This window comes from Cohnella sp. AR92 (assembly GCF_003990975.1).
In the GTDB taxonomy this organism is placed as follows: Bacteria; Bacillota; Bacilli; order Paenibacillales; family Paenibacillaceae; genus Cohnella.
The window spans coordinates 151,471-166,414 of record NZ_RZJR01000002.1; the positions used below are offsets into that span (position 1 = coordinate 151,471).

16 protein-coding genes, 1 pseudogene and 1 other annotated feature (1 of these 18 cut by a window edge) are annotated in these 14,944 nt (G+C 55.0%); of the genes and pseudogenes, 2 read left to right on the forward strand and 15 right to left on the reverse strand.

Annotated elements, in window-relative coordinates:
- Positions 1 to 12: a binding site (T-box leader), on the reverse strand (it extends 267 nt beyond the left edge of the window).
- Between the two features lie 275 nt (positions 13 to 287).
- From ELR57_RS03090 to spoIIGA, 10 genes are all read right to left on the reverse strand, one after another.
- Complete coding sequence (locus tag ELR57_RS03090; RefSeq protein WP_126957160.1) at positions 288 to 776, reverse strand: DivIVA domain-containing protein; 489 nt, start codon at positions 774 to 776, stop codon at positions 288 to 290.
- 98 nt (positions 777 to 874) lie between these two features.
- The gene (locus ELR57_RS03095) at positions 875 to 1,660 is read right to left on the reverse strand and encodes a YlmH family RNA-binding protein (RefSeq protein ID WP_126957162.1); all 786 of its coding nucleotides are present in this window, start codon (positions 1,658 to 1,660) and stop codon (positions 875 to 877) included.
- A 36-nt stretch (positions 1,661 to 1,696) separates the two neighbouring features.
- Positions 1,697 to 1,912, reverse strand: coding sequence for a YggT family protein (locus tag ELR57_RS03100; RefSeq protein WP_126957164.1), 216 nt, complete (start codon positions 1,910 to 1,912; stop codon positions 1,697 to 1,699).
- Between the two features lie 58 nt (positions 1,913 to 1,970).
- Complete coding sequence (locus ELR57_RS03105) at positions 1,971 to 2,423, reverse strand: cell division protein SepF (protein WP_126957166.1); 453 nt, start codon at positions 2,421 to 2,423, stop codon at positions 1,971 to 1,973.
- A gap of 42 nt (positions 2,424 to 2,465) precedes the next feature.
- Complete coding sequence (locus ELR57_RS03110; protein ID WP_126957168.1) at positions 2,466 to 3,158, reverse strand: YggS family pyridoxal phosphate-dependent enzyme; 693 nt, start codon at positions 3,156 to 3,158, stop codon at positions 2,466 to 2,468.
- Positions 3,145 to 4,017, reverse strand: coding sequence for a peptidoglycan editing factor PgeF (gene pgeF, locus ELR57_RS03115; protein ID WP_126957170.1), 873 nt, complete (start codon positions 4,015 to 4,017; stop codon positions 3,145 to 3,147). The genes ELR57_RS03110 and pgeF overlap by 14 nt, the downstream gene beginning before the upstream one ends.
- A gap of 69 nt (positions 4,018 to 4,086) precedes the next feature.
- Complete coding sequence (locus ELR57_RS03120; protein ID WP_126957172.1) at positions 4,087 to 4,362, reverse strand: YlmC/YmxH family sporulation protein; 276 nt, start codon at positions 4,360 to 4,362, stop codon at positions 4,087 to 4,089.
- A 140-nt stretch (positions 4,363 to 4,502) separates the two neighbouring features.
- Complete coding sequence (gene sigG / locus ELR57_RS03125; protein WP_126957174.1) at positions 4,503 to 5,285, reverse strand: RNA polymerase sporulation sigma factor SigG; 783 nt, start codon at positions 5,283 to 5,285, stop codon at positions 4,503 to 4,505.
- 82 nt (positions 5,286 to 5,367) lie between these two features.
- A complete protein-coding gene (gene sigE / locus ELR57_RS03130; protein ID WP_126957176.1) occupies positions 5,368 to 6,090 on the reverse strand; it encodes an RNA polymerase sporulation sigma factor SigE in 723 nt (240 codons plus the stop codon).
- 15 nt (positions 6,091 to 6,105) lie between these two features.
- Positions 6,106 to 7,068: a sigma-E processing peptidase SpoIIGA gene (gene spoIIGA / locus ELR57_RS03135; protein ID WP_158629913.1), complete on the reverse strand. Its 963-nt coding sequence runs from the start codon at positions 7,066 to 7,068 to the stop codon at positions 6,106 to 6,108.
- Between the two features lie 529 nt (positions 7,069 to 7,597).
- Here spoIIGA and ELR57_RS28565 point away from each other — a divergent pair.
- Positions 7,598 to 7,762 (forward strand): annotated as a pseudogene (locus ELR57_RS28565) (transposase); the annotation flags it as partial.
- A gap of 60 nt (positions 7,763 to 7,822) precedes the next feature.
- Positions 7,823 to 8,614 (forward strand): hypothetical protein, encoded by a 792-nt coding sequence (locus ELR57_RS03140; protein ID WP_238162381.1) that lies wholly within the window; start codon positions 7,823 to 7,825, stop codon positions 8,612 to 8,614.
- 451 nt (positions 8,615 to 9,065) lie between these two features.
- Here the strand turns inward: ELR57_RS03140 and ftsZ are convergent, their stop codons facing one another.
- The 5 genes from ftsZ to murB all read right to left on the reverse strand — a co-directional run bounded on the left by ftsZ (position 9,066) and on the right by murB (position 14,837).
- Positions 9,066 to 10,229 carry a cell division protein FtsZ gene (ftsZ, locus tag ELR57_RS03145; protein ID WP_126957182.1) on the reverse strand — a complete coding sequence of 388 codons (1,164 nt, stop codon included), beginning with the start codon at positions 10,227 to 10,229 and terminating at the stop codon, positions 9,066 to 9,068.
- Between the two features lie 50 nt (positions 10,230 to 10,279).
- Entirely contained in the window at positions 10,280 to 11,533 is a 1,254-nt protein-coding gene (ftsA, locus tag ELR57_RS03150) for a cell division protein FtsA (RefSeq protein WP_126957184.1), read from the reverse strand.
- A 215-nt stretch (positions 11,534 to 11,748) separates the two neighbouring features.
- On the reverse strand, positions 11,749 to 12,531 hold the full coding sequence (locus ELR57_RS03155; protein ID WP_126957186.1) for a cell division protein FtsQ/DivIB: 783 nt from the start codon (positions 12,529 to 12,531) through the stop codon (positions 11,749 to 11,751).
- Positions 12,532 to 12,631: 100 nt separating this feature from the next.
- Positions 12,632 to 13,915: a UDP-N-acetylglucosamine 1-carboxyvinyltransferase gene (murA, locus tag ELR57_RS03160; RefSeq protein ID WP_126957188.1), complete on the reverse strand. Its 1,284-nt coding sequence runs from the start codon at positions 13,913 to 13,915 to the stop codon at positions 12,632 to 12,634.
- Between the two features lie 16 nt (positions 13,916 to 13,931).
- On the reverse strand, positions 13,932 to 14,837 hold the full coding sequence (murB, locus tag ELR57_RS03165) for a UDP-N-acetylmuramate dehydrogenase (protein WP_126957190.1): 906 nt from the start codon (positions 14,835 to 14,837) through the stop codon (positions 13,932 to 13,934).
- Between the last annotated feature and the right edge of the window lie 107 nt (positions 14,838 to 14,944).

Consider the following 14,944-nt stretch of genomic DNA (forward strand, 5'->3'; position numbering starts at 1 on the left):
CAAGGACTTTCCTTATTGCTTGCTTCCCTTCTTTATAACTCGAATCAACCCGTTTGTCAATCGAACCCTGTCTACCATTGAAACCTGCCCCCATCGAACCCTGCCACCATCGAAACCTGTCCGCCTTTATTCGAAGCCTGTCGTTGTCCTGAGCGAATGGGAGAGGTGAGCTAGCGTTTAGTATCGGCAAGAACCTCGCGGAACAACCTCGTTACAGTATGTATCTATTTGCCTAAAAAAATACCGCATGCGGCATACATGCGGATAGAACAAGCGATGCGGATGGACTATTCGATCTCGCGCATGCGAGCGTCGCTGCTCTCAAGAGCTTCCCAGCCGTCTTGGCTTAGCAGCTCCATCTGCGACTCGATCAAAGCGCGGAATCTCGCGCGGTAGATGGCGGCTTGCTTCTTTAGCTCTTCCGCTTCCATGGCGATCTTGCGGGACTTGATCAACGAATCGTTGATGATTCGGTCCGCGTTCTTCTCCGCTTCTTTGACGATGAGCTGCGCTTCCTTCTTGGCGTTGTTCTTGAGCTCGTCCGCAGCCTCTTGGGCGACGATGATCGTCTTGCTCAAGGTCTCTTCGATGTTGGCGAAGTGACCGAGCTTGTCCTGCATGGCGCCAAGCTGGTTCTGCAGCTCTTTGTTCTCGCGGATAATGAGCTCGTAATCCTTGATGATCTGGTCTAGGAATTCATTTACTTCGTCTTCATCGTATCCCCGCAGACGCTTGCCGAATTCCTTGTTATGAATGTCTAATGGAGTAAGTGGCATGAGCGTACCTCCTGTTTCTTAGTCCGAGTGCGATCTTTTCACTCCTTAACGACCATTTCGACGGAAGATGTCAAATTCCTCCTTACTGTCGGACTCGTTTACACAAATTTCCCGATTCTTACCCGAATTCTTCCACTCTTGGAGATTCCCTCGACAGCAAGCACCTTGAACCTGCCGAATCCTTTCATCGAGACGATATCCCCTTCGCGCAGCGATGCCGACGGGTCCTCCGCCGGCTTCCAATTCACGCGGCAGCGCCCCGCCCGGATCGGATCGACGATCTTGGCCCGGCTAAGTCGGAAAGCGTCGCTCGCCACCCCGTCCAGCCGGAGGGACGCGACGGACAGCGACATTTCTTCCAGCTCCGGCTTCACGGCCCTAAGCTGCTCAAGATCGATGACCGAAGCGCGTACCTCGACGCGATGAGCCTGCCTCAGATGACCGGTCAAGAAATCCCCGATCTCCTCCGCGATCAGGACGTGGCATCCGTCCTCGCGGGGATGGATATCGCCGATCTTGTCCCGTTTTATACCAAGACCGAGCAGCGCGCCTAAATAATCGCCGTGGTCTAGCTCCTGAACGCGCCTATCGTCCGAAGCGATATCGAGCACTTTGATCCCCATCGGCTCGTCTTCGATCGGCCGGTAATCGGGGGCGACGACAGCCCGGCGCCGCTCGGCTTCTTCATATCCGCCATCGAGCCGGACAGCGGCATCGGGATGGCGGTTGGCCAAAGTAAATAAAATATGCGCCTGGCGCGGATCGAGAAAGTCGGTACGCCGAACTTGATGAAGTTCGGCAGCCCGCTCGACCCACTCCCAGGCGCGATCGACGAACGATTTCTCATCGGGATGGAAATGTTCGTATATCTCAGCATGCGGCATGCGCAATCGTTCCCTTTCGCTTGTGCATCCGCGTCGTTAGACGAACGCGTTAAGCACGGTCTTAAGCCCGCTGACCAGGAAATCCAAAGCAATCAGAGCAATGATCGGCGAGATATCCAGAATGCCGCCGATAGGCGGAATGAATCGGCGGAAGACCGAGAGATACGGCTCGACGATCTTGCCCAGCAGCTCGCCAACGAAACTATCCTTGACGCTTGGCACCCAAGACATCAGGACGTAGATCAGAATCATGTAGAACTAGATTTGGTACAGGATATCGATAATGCGAAATACTTCAGTCAAAAGGAGGTCACCTCATTTTGGAATAGTCGGCTTCCTCTCCCAGCATCTCCGATATGGTGCCCGAAATTTCCACGGAGTCAGGTGTGCAAAGGAAGATGTTCGGACCCAGCTTCGATATGTGCCCGCCTAGAGCATAGACGGTGCCGCTCAGAAAATCAACTATGCGGATCGCTTGGTCCCGTCTGACGCGCTGAAGGTTTACGACAACGCTTCTGCGGGTCTTCAAGTGATCGGCAATCTCCTGCGCCTCGTCATAAGTACGCGGTTCCGTCAGCACGACGCGGGCATTCTTCTGGGAATGAATACTGACAACATTGTTCCTACTTGATTGTTTACGGGTCTCGAAAGGAGTGGTTTCAACTTCTTGCTCATCCTCGATCCCGTATCTCTCGTCGCGATCGGCCGGGGCTTCGTCTTCTTGAAGTCCCAAATAGTTCAGAAACTTGTTCATTACGCTCATCTGCTGTCCCTCCCCTAATGGCCGATCCCGTTCGATTCGGAATCAGGCTTCTTCTTCCTTGCCAACCAATACGGTTCCCAACCGGACCCAGGTGGCTCCTTCTTCAATCGCGATCTCGAAATCTCCGGACATCCCCATCGACAGCTCGGTGAGCGGCTCCGCGAATGCCCGGCTTTCGTTAAGCTCGTCCCTCAGCAGTCGCAACGCTCGGAACACCGGGCGCGTCTGTTCCGCTTCCAGTTCAAGCGGCGCCATTGTCATCAGGCCGATCGGCCTTACGTGATTCAGCGGACGAATCGCCGCGGCGAATTCACGCACTTCTTCCGGCTGAAGCCCATGCTTGGATTCCTCTCCGGATACGTTCACCTGTATGAAGCAGGGAACGACGATGCCTAATGCGGACGCTCGCTTATGAATCTCCTCCGCCAGCGAGAGGCGGTCAAGCGAATGTATGTAATCGAATCGTCCGACGACATCCTTGACCTTCTTCGTTTGAAGCGAACCGATAAAATGGAAAACGGCTTGTCCATGAAGAAGATTCCACTTCTCCTCCGATGCCGGCCAGCGGTTCTCCCCCAGATGGGCGATTCCGTGAGCGACGGCATTCTGCGTCGTTGCGGCGGATACATACTTCGTAACGGCAACGACTTTTACGTCCTCCCGCTTCCGGCCGCTTCTCTCGCAAGCGTTCCCGATTCGGCTCTCCACCTCATCGATGCGGTCAGCCAACGCCATGGCGATATTCACCTCTTCTTCCCAGCCAGCTCATCATCCGTCCTGTTGCACCGTTCTCCTGGCGATGCGAGAAGAAAATATCGGTGCGGCAGCCAGTGCACCATGTTGTCATTTCGATGCGGCTCGGCAAAATTCCTGCTTTTATCATAAGGTGTCGGTTAAATTCTTTCAAGTTTAGCCTGGCATGCCCTTCTTTGGCATTCGTCACCAAAGGGGAAGCATCGGCTTGATAGATGTCTTCAAGCTCGGCCGCAAGCGGCCTGACGTGCTTCAGGACGGCTTCGTCGACCTCATAACAGCAGGCTCCGATGGATGGGCCGACCGCAGCCATCAAATCTTCCGGCTTGGTTCCGTAATGATTCCGCATGGCTTCGATAGTCGCAGCCGCCACGTTAGCGACCGTTCCCTTCCACCCCGCGTGAGCGAGGCCGAGAGCGTTCGTCGCCGGGTCGTAGAAATATAACGGAACGCAGTCCGCAAAGTACATGGCAAGCAGAATGTCCGGTTCGTTCGTGATCAGCGCGTCCGTGTCCGGAATGGCCGAATCCCGATCCAGCCGTCCTCTTCCGGCATCCGCGGACGTGACCGCATGAACTCGATTGCCGTGAACCTGCTCCGCGCAGGTCCATGCCGCGAAGTTCCACCCCAGCGCTTCCGCCACTAGCTTGCGATTGGCGATAACGTCAGACGCTTCGTCTCCCACATGCAGCGCCGTATTCAGCGCTTGTCGAGGCGGCGCGCTTACTCCGCCGTTCCGGGTAGAGAATCCCGCCGTTATTCCCTCGAACGCTTCCCACTTCGCGAGGTGCAGCAAGCCTGCGTCCGATCCAGGCTTCTCCGTTAGCATGAATGGTTCCATAAGGGATCCCACCTCCCGACACCAAGTGTATCATAGGAAACGCCCCCGCGAAAAGAAAGGAACCGAACGTCAACGTCCGATTCCTTCCATCTCCTCCGCCTTGTACGCTTTGGCGTCATCCAGTCTCACGAGCACGACGTCCGCCCCGATCTTCACGATATTGCGCCAAGGGATGACGACGTCGTTCCCGCCGCCGAACATTCCGAAGAAGCGGCTGACCGTCGGCACGACGATCGAATCGATCCTGCCTTGACGCAAGTCTAGCTCTAGATCGCTCACCTGACCCAACTTTTTGCCGTCCACGATATTGATGACGTCCTTGGTCTGAAAATCGGAAATTTTCATGAGCGTCCCTCGCCTTCCCCGTCGGCGCCTTCACCGGGCGAATGTCCGTATGATTCATTATATGTGCCAAGTCCCGAAAATGTACGGATAAATAAGAAACGAGGCCAGGCAGCTTCTTGCGCCGCTTAGCCCCGTCCTCTTTACGTTTTGACGTGCTTCTGCATTTGTTGGATCGCGGATTTCTCCAGCCTGGATACCTGGGCTTGCGAGATTCCGATCTCGTCCGCCACTTCCATCTGCGTCTTGCCTTCGAAGAATCTCATCGAGAGGATCATCTTCTCCCGTTCGTTAAGCTTCCTCATGGCTTCCCGCAGCGCGATCTCTTCGATCCACTGGATATCCTTGTTCCTCTCGTCGCTTATCTGATCCATGACGAAGATCGGATCGCCGCCATCGTGGTAGATGGGTTCGAATAAGGAGACCGGGTCTTGGATCGCGTCCAAAGCGAAAACGATATCTTCTTTAGGAACGTTCAGCACCTCGGAGATCTCCAGAATCGTCGGTTCCCTGGAATGCTGATTGGTTAGTTGGTCTCGGACCTGCAAAGCTTTGTATGCAATGTCCCTTAAGCTTCTGGATACGCGAATCGGATTGTTGTCGCGAAGGTAACGGCGAATCTCACCGATAATCATCGGTACCGCATACGTCGAGAATCGAACGTTCTGGCCGAGGTCGAAGTTGTCGATGGCTTTCATCAGCCCGATGCAGCCGACCTGGAACAGATCGTCGACGAATTCGCCGCGGTTGTTGAAGCGCTGGATAACGCTAAGCACTAAACGCAAATTGCCGTTGACCAGTTTTTCTCGGGCTTCCAATTCTCCTCGGGTCTGCAGAGCGAGAAACAACTCCCTCATTTCGGCGTTTGTGAGTACAGGCAGCTTGGAGGTGTCTACTCCACAAATCTCCACTTTGTTGCGGGTCAAGGCGATTCCTCCCGGGGAGCAGCGTTAATGTAAAGTATCTCCGCGGCAGGTGTTTTTATTCGATCCGGCTTTTTTATTCCGGTCACACCATTTTGTTGAATTCCTTGCGCAGCCGTTTGATGATTCGTTTCTCCAGCCTGGAGATGTAGGATTGCGAGATGCCGAGCAGATCGGCCACGTCTTTCTGCGTTTTCTCTTCTCCGTCCGCGAGGCCGAATCGTAATTCCATGATCGTTCGTTCGCGGTCGCTTAATTTGTCGAGCGCCTTATGAAGCAGTTTGCGGTCCACCTGCTCCTCTATATTGCGATAAATCGTATCGTTCTCCGTGCCGAGAACATCCGACAGCAGAAGTTCGTTGCCGTCCCAATCGATATTGAGCGGCTCGTCGAAAGAAACCTCCGTGCGGGTTTTGCTGTTGCGCCTTAAATACATAAGAATTTCGTTCTCGATGCAGCGGGATGCGTACGTGGCCAGCTTGATTTTTTTCTCGGGATCGAACGTGTTGACCGCCTTGATCAGCCCGATCGCGCCAATAGACACCAGATCCTCGATGTGAATGCCGGTGTTCTCGAACTTGCGGGCGATGTAGACGACCAAGCGAAGGTTCCGCTCGATCAGCATCGCCCGAATCGCCGCGTCCCCGCTCGGGAGGCGTTCCAGCAAATATTCTTCTTCCTCCCTCGTCAACGGGGGCGGAAGCGCTTCGCTGCCTCCAATATAATAGACTTCCTCGCTCTTCCATCCGAACCGGAATAACAGGCGATAGAACGTCAATTGGGACATCAGCTTCCATTTTACGAGCATTTCATCAGCCTCCTGTCACGCGGGTTGGGAAGGAATTGACGGAGTGGAATCCGTCATTCCCAGGTCAGGATGCACGATTGCGCGATAGGTTCCATCCGGCGAGATAGAGCCTCCATCCATTCCAATGAGTACCCGTCGGTATATTCGTTCCTCCGATGACCCGCTGACGATCGAGACAGAGTCCGGCTTGATCGCCAGCAGCAAGCGTGTCGTTCCGTTCAAGCTGCGATAGGGGACCAGGCGTATCCGCTCCCCCCAAGCAAATCCGTCTTCCCGAAGTCCGTCCAATTCCGCCAGCAATTGATCGGCCGGCTCCTGATGCAAGCGTTCCGCCCATCCGGAAGGAAGCTTATCCTTCCATAAGGAGGCTTCCATCATCATGACCGGTATCCTCGTCAAGGGGTCGTAGAGCCGGTTGCCGGTATCCACCAATCCCCTGCAGCTCCAGCTCTCTCCGTCCACCGTTACGACGACGTCTACGAGCAACGACTCGAGCCGCTGTTGGCGCTCCGTGCTCGCCGATGCTCCCCTGAACATCCAGACGGACAGGGCGAATGTTGCCGCGAAGAGCCCCAATTGCAGCTGCCAGCTGAGAAGCAGGCCTCCGTCCGCCGTAACCGTCATCGCCTTCCAAGGGCTGCCGGATTGTGTCAACAAGAAGGAAGTCCCGATGACGCCGCCAAGCGTCGCAAAATTAACGACATAGAAAGCGACGAACAGCCGTATGAATCGAAGCAAGCCTCCATACCCGAACGCGCATAACAGCATGAGAACGGACACCATAAGCTTTGCCGCGAACGAATAGAGATACGGCACGCTCGCCAGGAACATCATGGCGGCATAAGCCGCTCCCAGCCCCGCCGACAGAGCCACTCTCCGTCTCTTGGGCTGAAGCTTCCTCACCTTTGCCGTCAGAAGAAGAACCGTTCCGTCCACGGCAAGATTCGTGAAGAATACCAAATCCACATAAACAGTCACGAGGGATCGCCATCCTTTGTCGCCCCGGAACCGTGAGCGGTCAAGGCCGGGATGGATGAACCCAGTATAATCCGTTTGATTTTCGGTGTCTGTCTATTCGTGGCGTCCTGACCTTTGTTTTTTTGTCGGAGCATACCTAACAAGCAAAGCCCGAGACTTCCCAGGCGCCCGATTCTCTATTGGCTTCAAACCTATTCCGCGACCCTATTCCCCTCAGTACCCTATTCCCCCAATCCCCCATTTCATCCACTTCACCCACTTCACCCACTTCATCCCTTCTCCCTAATGACGCCCCTTCAGGCGCCTCTCCCCACTCTCACCACTCCCCCATCCCCCCCCACTTCACCCCTTCTCCCTAATGACGCCCCTTAAGGCGCCTCTCCCTTTCGCTCAGGAGTAGTCCAGGCATTCAACAATCACTAGAACCTATCAATAGCGGCTGGATTGCTAATTGGAAAATGATTGCAATTAAACTCGGAAAATGTTACACTTAATATAGGAACAAACGTTCGCTTTTGGGGTGATTCGTGTGGATGATACCTATGATGCTTTTCTTCTGGAATCGGGTGGCGAAGAGGCCTGCTACGACTATTTCTATCAATGCAGGTGGCCGTCTGGCTATCGCTGTCCTTCCTGCGGCCATAAGGACTGTTATATCATTTCTACTAGGAGATTGCCTCTATACGAATGCGTGCACTGCCGCTGCCAAACGTCCGTGACGTCGGGTACTGCATTGGAAGGGACTCGAACCCCCTTGTCGAAATGGCTGTATGCCATGAAGCTCCTAGGCCGCCCAGCCGCCGGCGTCAATGCCGTGCTATTGGGCAAGTTGCTGAAGGTCACTTATAAGACGGCTTACGCCATGCTGGATAAGATTCGACATTGCCTTAGCCTGTTGCCCCCGGAGAAGCTTTCAGGCGAGATTCAAGCTGGAATCTCGGTCATGGGCTGGACGATTGATTCCGGGTATGAATTGACCGAGAAACAGCATCCGATTGCCGTTGGAATCTCCTTGGATGAGAACGGAGAGCCGGATCGCCTCGCGATGATGGTCGTCCCTCGTACTCATATGATGAATTATTCCCTCAAGCCGAGCGGACGTGATCTGTTCCGTGAGACGCATTTCTCCGATGATGCGGACACACTTTCGAATACCATCTATCACAGTCAGTTGCTGACCATCAAGCGTTGTCGCAGCCTGGTCTCTATCTACAAAGCAAGCTACAAGCAAATTAACGGCATTTATCGCGGCGTCCATCCCCGTTCGTTGCCGAAATACCTGGCTGAGTTTACTTTTCGATGGAATGCTGCGGCTAGGAACGGTAACACCGGCAATTGCATCGGCACTAGCATCAGCACTATTACCGCTACTAGCTCTAGTTCCGTCCCCAACACCAGCTCCAGTAACAGCACTAGCTCCAGTACCAACACTAGCTCGAGTAAAAGAACTAGCGTTAGCTCAATTACCTCCGCTAGCATTAGCATCAGCCGGCAGATAGCCCAAGCCTGCATGGCCTATTCTCTGTCGCATCTGGCCGCCGCTTAACTTAGAAACTCGATTTAACGGATACCATCTCCGTTGTACTTGAAACGGAATGAAAATGTTGAAGTCGTACGTTTAGCCATCTCTAAGCAAATGGTGAATGGCAATCGAGGATCCTTCTCCTGAGCCAGCGGGAGAGGCGGCATAATGGGGCAAGTGTTGGATAGGGGGAGATAGTTATGTGTTTTGAAGATAGCGTTAAATAACGAGTCAGAAATGGATTAGGTGTACGTGTGTGGGCGATGTGTGTGGGTGCGGTGTGGGTGCGATGCGGGTGCGATGCGGGTGCGATGTGGGTGCGATGTGGGTGGTGGGTGCGGGTGCGGTGTAGGTGCGGAAGGAATGGAAAGTAAAGTCCGGATGGGTATAAAAAAGCCTACCCCGTAAAGGGATAGGCCCGCTGCTTGATCATTAGGATCAATGAGTTCCGTTCAAAACAAGACTTGGCTTGGCATTAGCGGTCGTTACGAGGACGGTTGCGCAGGAAAGCGGGAATGTCCAGTTGATCGCTGCCAAGGTTGTTGCTGCCGAATGGACGAAGGTTGCTGCCGTTGTTTGCGGTGCGGCCTTCGTGCGGATCCGCTTGAGGAGCCGCATGCTGTTGTCCATGCTGTTGTTGCGGTTGCTGTTGTTGAGGAGCGGCAAATCCGCGGCGAGCTTGGGCTCTGTGCTCGAAGCCGGTCGCGATGACCGTGACTTTGATCTCGTCCTTCAGGCTGTCGTCGATGCTTGCTCCGAAGATCATGTTCACTTCCGGATCGGAAGCGGAGATAACGATCTCGGCCGCTTCGTTGACTTCGAACAAGGACAGGTTCGATCCGCCGGTGATGTTCATGATGATGCCGCGAGCGCCTTCGATGGATGTCTCCAGCAGAGGGCTCATGATCGCTTTCTTGGCGGCTTCCATCGCGCGGTTCTCGCCGCTTGCAACGCCGATACCCATGAGAGCCGAGCCGCGCTCGGTCATGATCGTCTTCACGTCGGCGAAGTCGAGGTTGATCAGGCCAGGAACGGCGATCAGGTCGGAGATCCCTTGCACCGCTTGCTTCAGAACGTTGTCTGCTTCGCGGAATGCCTCCATCATCGGAGTTTTCTTGTCAACGATCTCAAGCAGGCGGTCGTTAGGAATAACGATAAGGGTGTCGACCTTCTCCTTCAGGGCTTCAATGCCTTGGTCGGCTTGCGAGGAACGCTTGCGGCCCTCGAAGGTGAACGGACGGGTTACGACGCCGACCGTCAAAGCTCCGCATTCTTTGGCCAATTCCGCGATAACCGGAGCGGCTCCCGTTCCCGTTCCGCCGCCCATGCCGGCGGTGACGAACACCATGTCGGAACCGCGTAGCGAGTTCATGATCGCTTCTCGGGATTCTTCCGCGGCCTTCTTGCCCACTTCCGGGTTCGCGCCCGCACCGAGACCGCGGGTAAGCTTGTCCCCGATCTGCAGCTTCTGTTCGGACTTCGTAAGGTGAAGAGCTTGAGCGTCGGTGTTGACGGTAATGAACTCGACGCCCTTGACCCCGTTCTCGATCATTCGGTTTACCGCGTTACTGCCGCCGCCACCAACACCGATTACTTTTATTTTAGCGAGCGGTTCCATCTCAAAATCAAATTCCAACATATTCGCATTTCCTCCTCGCATCGCTTTGTAGATCAACTATAAGCGGCGGCTTATATAAATTCCTTGAACATATTCTTGAACCATTCGAACACGCCGGGCTTGGACGACGCAGCTGGGCTGGCAGCCTTGCTCTTCGCGACGCGTTTCGGGCTTGCCGATCCTCCGCGGATGCGAACGTACTTCGTGACGTATTGAATCATGCCCACGCCGCTGCTGTAGGACGGATCGCGTACGCCAATAAAGTCAGGCACCGCGATGCGCACGCTGGACTCAAGCTCGATCTGAGCAAGCCCAAGCACGCCCGGCATCGTAACCGATCCTCCGGTCAAGACATAGCCGTTCACCTTGTCAAGGTAGCCGAGCCTTCTGACTTCTTGACGGATCATATGGAAGATCTCTTGCATGCGGGGCTCGATGATCGCGGACAGGTCCGCTTGGGAGAATTCCTTCTCCGCATTCGTTCCGACTCTCATTACCTTGAAGGTAACGTCGGAAGCGGCATCGTCAATCCTGGCGCATCCGTACTTGAGCTTGATCATCTCTGCGTGTTCGGTCTGAGTCTTTAGTCCATAGCAAATATCGCTCGTGACGTAATCTCCTCCGATAGGAAGAGTAGACACAGCCGCAAGGCTTCCGCCTTCGAAGATAGCGATTGTCGTCGCTCCGGCTCCGATATCGGCCAGAACGGTGCCCATCTGCTTCTCGTCCTTGGTCAACGCCATCATTCCGGAGGCGAGCGACATCAGGATAATGCCGGATGGAGCGATACGCAAGCCTGCTTTCTCTACGCAGCGCATCAAGTTATGTACGGCAGCCTTCGTACCCGTAATAATGGTACATTCAACTTCCAGACGAACTCCGATCATCCCTCGCGGGTCTTGAATTCCCGTCAGTCCGTCTACGAGAAATTGCTTCGGCAGCAGGCCGATGATTTCTCGTTCGGGAGGCAGCGCAACCACCTTGGCCGCTTGCAAAACTCGCTCGATGTCTTCTTCGCCGATCTCTCTGTCTTCGTTAGATACAGCGACGACACCGTGATTGCTCTGTAGCGCAATATGATTGCCGGCAATGCCGACGTAAACTTCATTGATCGTAATTCCGACCATGCGCTCCGCATGGTCAATGGCGCTTCGGATCGATTGAACGGTTTGGTCAATATCCACAATGGCGCCTTTGCGAATTCCGTCCGAATCCGCGGAACCGACGCCAATAATGTTAATGGCCCCGTTGCTGATTTCCCCGATAATCACCCGGACTTTCGACGTGCCGATGTCCAGGCTGACGATGAGGTCGTTGCTACTCAACCGGTGGCACCTCCAATTAGTCGATGAAAAAGCTGGGAAATGGGATGCTTCCTCTACATATTCAACATCTGTGAGGTTTTCCCTCTTTTTTCAACAAAAATTTTCATGTTTCTTGCCCATATTTTTTAAATCCCTCAAAAAGGGAAATGCTCGAAGCAGATACATGAAATTTTAACATTGATTAATCCTCTTGAGTAGGGCCCTTTTCCTTATGTTTACTCGCTTGTTTCGGATTGTGAAGCGGCTGAGGACGCATTTTCTGCCGAATAGGGCAGGTATGTGTCCGCCTCGAGCAGCACGACCCTTCCAGGCTCCCGATTCTCTACGATCTCGCTCAGCAGGGTCATCTTGTCCGCCAAGCGGGAGACGGTCGTAACCACCTCGAACTTCGACCTCGTATAGATCTTGATACGGTCGGGGTACGCATTAGAAGGATCGGGAGAGATCTGCGACAAATCCCTCAAAAGGCTTGACTGCATGCCGCCAAGCACGGCGCAAATGGCCTTCCGACTGGAATCCTCCGCCTTCCACCCCGTCAAGACGGGCTTGTCCGGAAGAACCTGCCCTGCCGGAAGAGGAACCGACAAACCGTTCGCCAAGACAAGAAGCGCGTTGCCTTGACCGTCCAGTTCAAGGGCTACCTCTTTGTACTCCTGCACCGTGATTTCGACCTTGCCGGGAAACTTCTTGACGACTCTCGCTTTCTCGATCGTCGGCAGTTCGCCGATTTTGCGTTCCGATTGTTTGGTATCCGTCGTAAAGAAGGAATCCTTTAGCTGGATTCCCGAGGCCTTAAGAATCTGCTCTTTGGTCGTATGCACGGAAGAGCCGACCTCGATATCGGTAATCTTCGAGAGATCCGAACGGAAGAAAAGAAAGATTCCTAGACATACGAACAGCGCGATGACAATCCAAAGAAGCTTGCGACCGCGCTTCTTCTCTGCGGGTCCCCGCTTCTCCGCGTTATTCAGCTTCAAGGCGGGAATCCGCTCCGACATGAACTGTTCTCCCTTCCATCTCTTAAGTTGCCTGGCTTGTCCGGTTCACCGGTAAAAAGAAACCCCGCCAAAGGAAGTTTCCGCTCCAGCGGGGACTCAATTACCGATGAGAGCCGGTTGTTACTCTTTCGAAGGGCAGGCGCATGATGTCTCCGCCAAGGCCGCTGAACATCTGTTCGATCCGATCGTAGCCGCGGTCGATATGATGAACCTGCTCCACGGTTGTCCGTCCGTCCGCAGCCAGGCCGGCGATGACCAGCGCCGCTCCCGCCCGGAGATCCGACGCTTCGACGGTCGTTCCGTATAGCTGCGGAACTCCCCGAATAAATGCCGTATTGAGATCGAGTCGAATATCCGCCCCCATGCGTCCCAATTCGTCCACATGCTTGAATCGGCCTTCAAAAACCGTTTCCTTGACGACGCTGACTCCATCCGCGATGGAGAGCAGAATCATCAATTGAGCTTGGAGATCGGTCGGAAAAGCCGGATAAGGCGAAGTGACAACCCGATCGACCGACTTGGGACGCGATCTCGCGATGACTCTCATTATATCATTCTCGACGTCGATATGAACACCGGCGCGGCGCATGACATGAATCAGGGATGTCAGGTGTCCCGGCCTTGTGCCCGTTAGCGTTACGTCCCCGCGGGTCGCCGCGGCGGCGACCATCACGGTTCCGGTTACGATGCGATCGGGAATGATCTCGAAGTCGCATCCGCTTAGGGATTCGACGCCTTCAATGCATACGGTATCGGTCCCGGCTCCCGTCACTTTCCCGCCCATGGCGTTCAGGAAACGCTCTAGGTCTTGAATCTCCGGCTCGCGCGCCGCACCGACGATCGTCGTGCGACCCGAAGCCAGAACGGCAGCCAACATAATGTTCTCGGTTGCTCCGACGCTTGGAAAATCGAGAATGATCTCGGCTCCGGTCAACCTTTCCGCCTTGCAAACGATGCGGCTTCCCGTCTCTTGAATCTCGGCTCCGAGCGCTTGAAGCCCGCGAAGATGAAGATCGATCTTGCGTTCTCCGATCGCGCATCCGCCCGGCTGATACACCTCCACTTCGCCGAATCGCGCGAGCAGCGGGCCCATCAGGAAGACGGAGGAGCGCATCAGCCTCATCAGGCTCTCCGGCACATGCGAGGAGAACGCGGCGTTGCTGTCTACGGTGACGACATCTCCGGTGTGATCGGTACGACAACCAAGGTCTTGCAAAATATTCAGCATCACTTCGATATCGAGCAAACGAGGTACGTTGCGAAGCGTTACCGCTCCTTCCGCCAGCATGCTGGCGGCAAGAATCGGCAGGGCGGCATTCTTGGCTCCGTGGATGCGAATGGTGCCCGAAAGCGGCTTACCGCCTTCAATCACCAATTTGTCCAAGGGTTTCACCTCCGGATTACCGCTCACCCATCAGGAGAACCTCCGGCACCAGTCGGATTCCGTATCGGTCTTCCACTGTGCTCTGAACCCGGTGTATGAGGGTGAGAACGTCCTCGGCCTTCGCACCGCCGTGGTTGACGATGAAGTTGGCATGCAGCAAGGATACTTCCGCCGCGCCCTCGCGGGCGCCCTTCAATCCTGCGGCTTCGATCAGCCTCGCGGCATGATCGTTCGGCGGGTTCCGGAACACGCTGCCCGCGCAAGCCATCTGCAACGGCTGCGTACGCCGCCGGCGATCCTTGTAGGTCGCCAGCGCGGCGGCGATCTCTTTGCGGTCGCCGCTCTTCAATTGAAATGAAGCTTCCGTTACGATCCCCCTGCGTTCTTGAAGCTTGGAATGGCGATAGGCGAAGCCCATCTCTTCCTTGCCGCATCTCTCCAACGTCCCGTCTTCCCAGACGATGTCCGCCGACTTAAGGATACATGACACATCCGAGCCGTGCGCGCCGGCGTTCATATAAACGGCTCCTCCGACCGAACCCGGAATTCCTCCCGCGAATTCCAAGCCGGTAAGGCCTTCCTTCCCAGCTACAACGGATAGCTTGACGAAGGAATACGACGCTCCCGCCCTTACAGTCTCTCCATCGAAAACGACGAAGTCGAAACCTCCTCCGAGCTTGATAACCGCTCCCCTCACGCCTTTATCGGAGACGAGAGTGTTGGAGCCGCGCCCGAGCGTCGTCCATGGAACGCCATGACGGTTCAGGATGCGAAGCGACGTCGCTAGCTCTTCCTGGGTTTCGGGAACGATGAAGAGATCCGCAGGTCCTCCGATTTTCCAAGTCGTATGCTTCGCCAGCGGTTCGCCCACTCTGACGTCGCCGACCTGGGCTTGTTCCAGTTCCGCGGCTAACTGCTGCATGATTGCTCCCCCTACCCTAGATAATCCGGCTCGCCGCTGTCGTCCGCACCAGAACCTTAATAGCTCGACAGTCATGATCACGCTGTATCTTATGTCGATAGCCAACA

Excerpts from the sequence above, each read along its gene's own strand:
- ftsZ (WP_126957182.1), bottom strand. The coding sequence starts at position 10,229 with ATGTTGGAATTTGATTTTGAGATGGAACCGCTCGCTAAAATAAAAGTA.
- ELR57_RS03120 (WP_126957172.1), bottom strand. The coding sequence starts at position 4,362 with ATGAAAATTTCCGATTTTCAGACCAAGGACGTCATCAATATCGTGGAC.
- ELR57_RS03090 (WP_126957160.1), bottom strand. The coding sequence starts at position 776 with ATGCCACTTACTCCATTAGACATTCATAACAAGGAATTCGGCAAGCGT.
- murB (WP_126957190.1), bottom strand. The coding sequence starts at position 14,837 with ATGCAGCAGTTAGCCGCGGAACTGGAACAAGCCCAGGTCGGCGACGTC.
- sigE (WP_126957176.1), bottom strand. The coding sequence starts at position 6,090 with ATGCTCGTAAAATGGAAGCTGATGTCCCAATTGACGTTCTATCGCCTG.
- ELR57_RS03095 (WP_126957162.1), bottom strand. The coding sequence starts at position 1,660 with ATGCCGCATGCTGAGATATACGAACATTTCCATCCCGATGAGAAATCG.
- ELR57_RS03100 (WP_126957164.1), bottom strand. The coding sequence starts at position 1,912 with ATGATTCTGATCTACGTCCTGATGTCTTGGGTGCCAAGCGTCAAGGAT.
- ELR57_RS03105 (WP_126957166.1), bottom strand. The coding sequence starts at position 2,423 with ATGAGCGTAATGAACAAGTTTCTGAACTATTTGGGACTTCAAGAAGAC.
- pgeF (WP_126957170.1), bottom strand. The coding sequence starts at position 4,017 with ATGGAACCATTCATGCTAACGGAGAAGCCTGGATCGGACGCAGGCTTG.
- ELR57_RS03155 (WP_126957186.1), bottom strand. The coding sequence starts at position 12,531 with ATGTCGGAGCGGATTCCCGCCTTGAAGCTGAATAACGCGGAGAAGCGG.
- ELR57_RS03110 (WP_126957168.1), bottom strand. The coding sequence starts at position 3,158 with ATGGCGTTGGCTGACCGCATCGATGAGGTGGAGAGCCGAATCGGGAAC.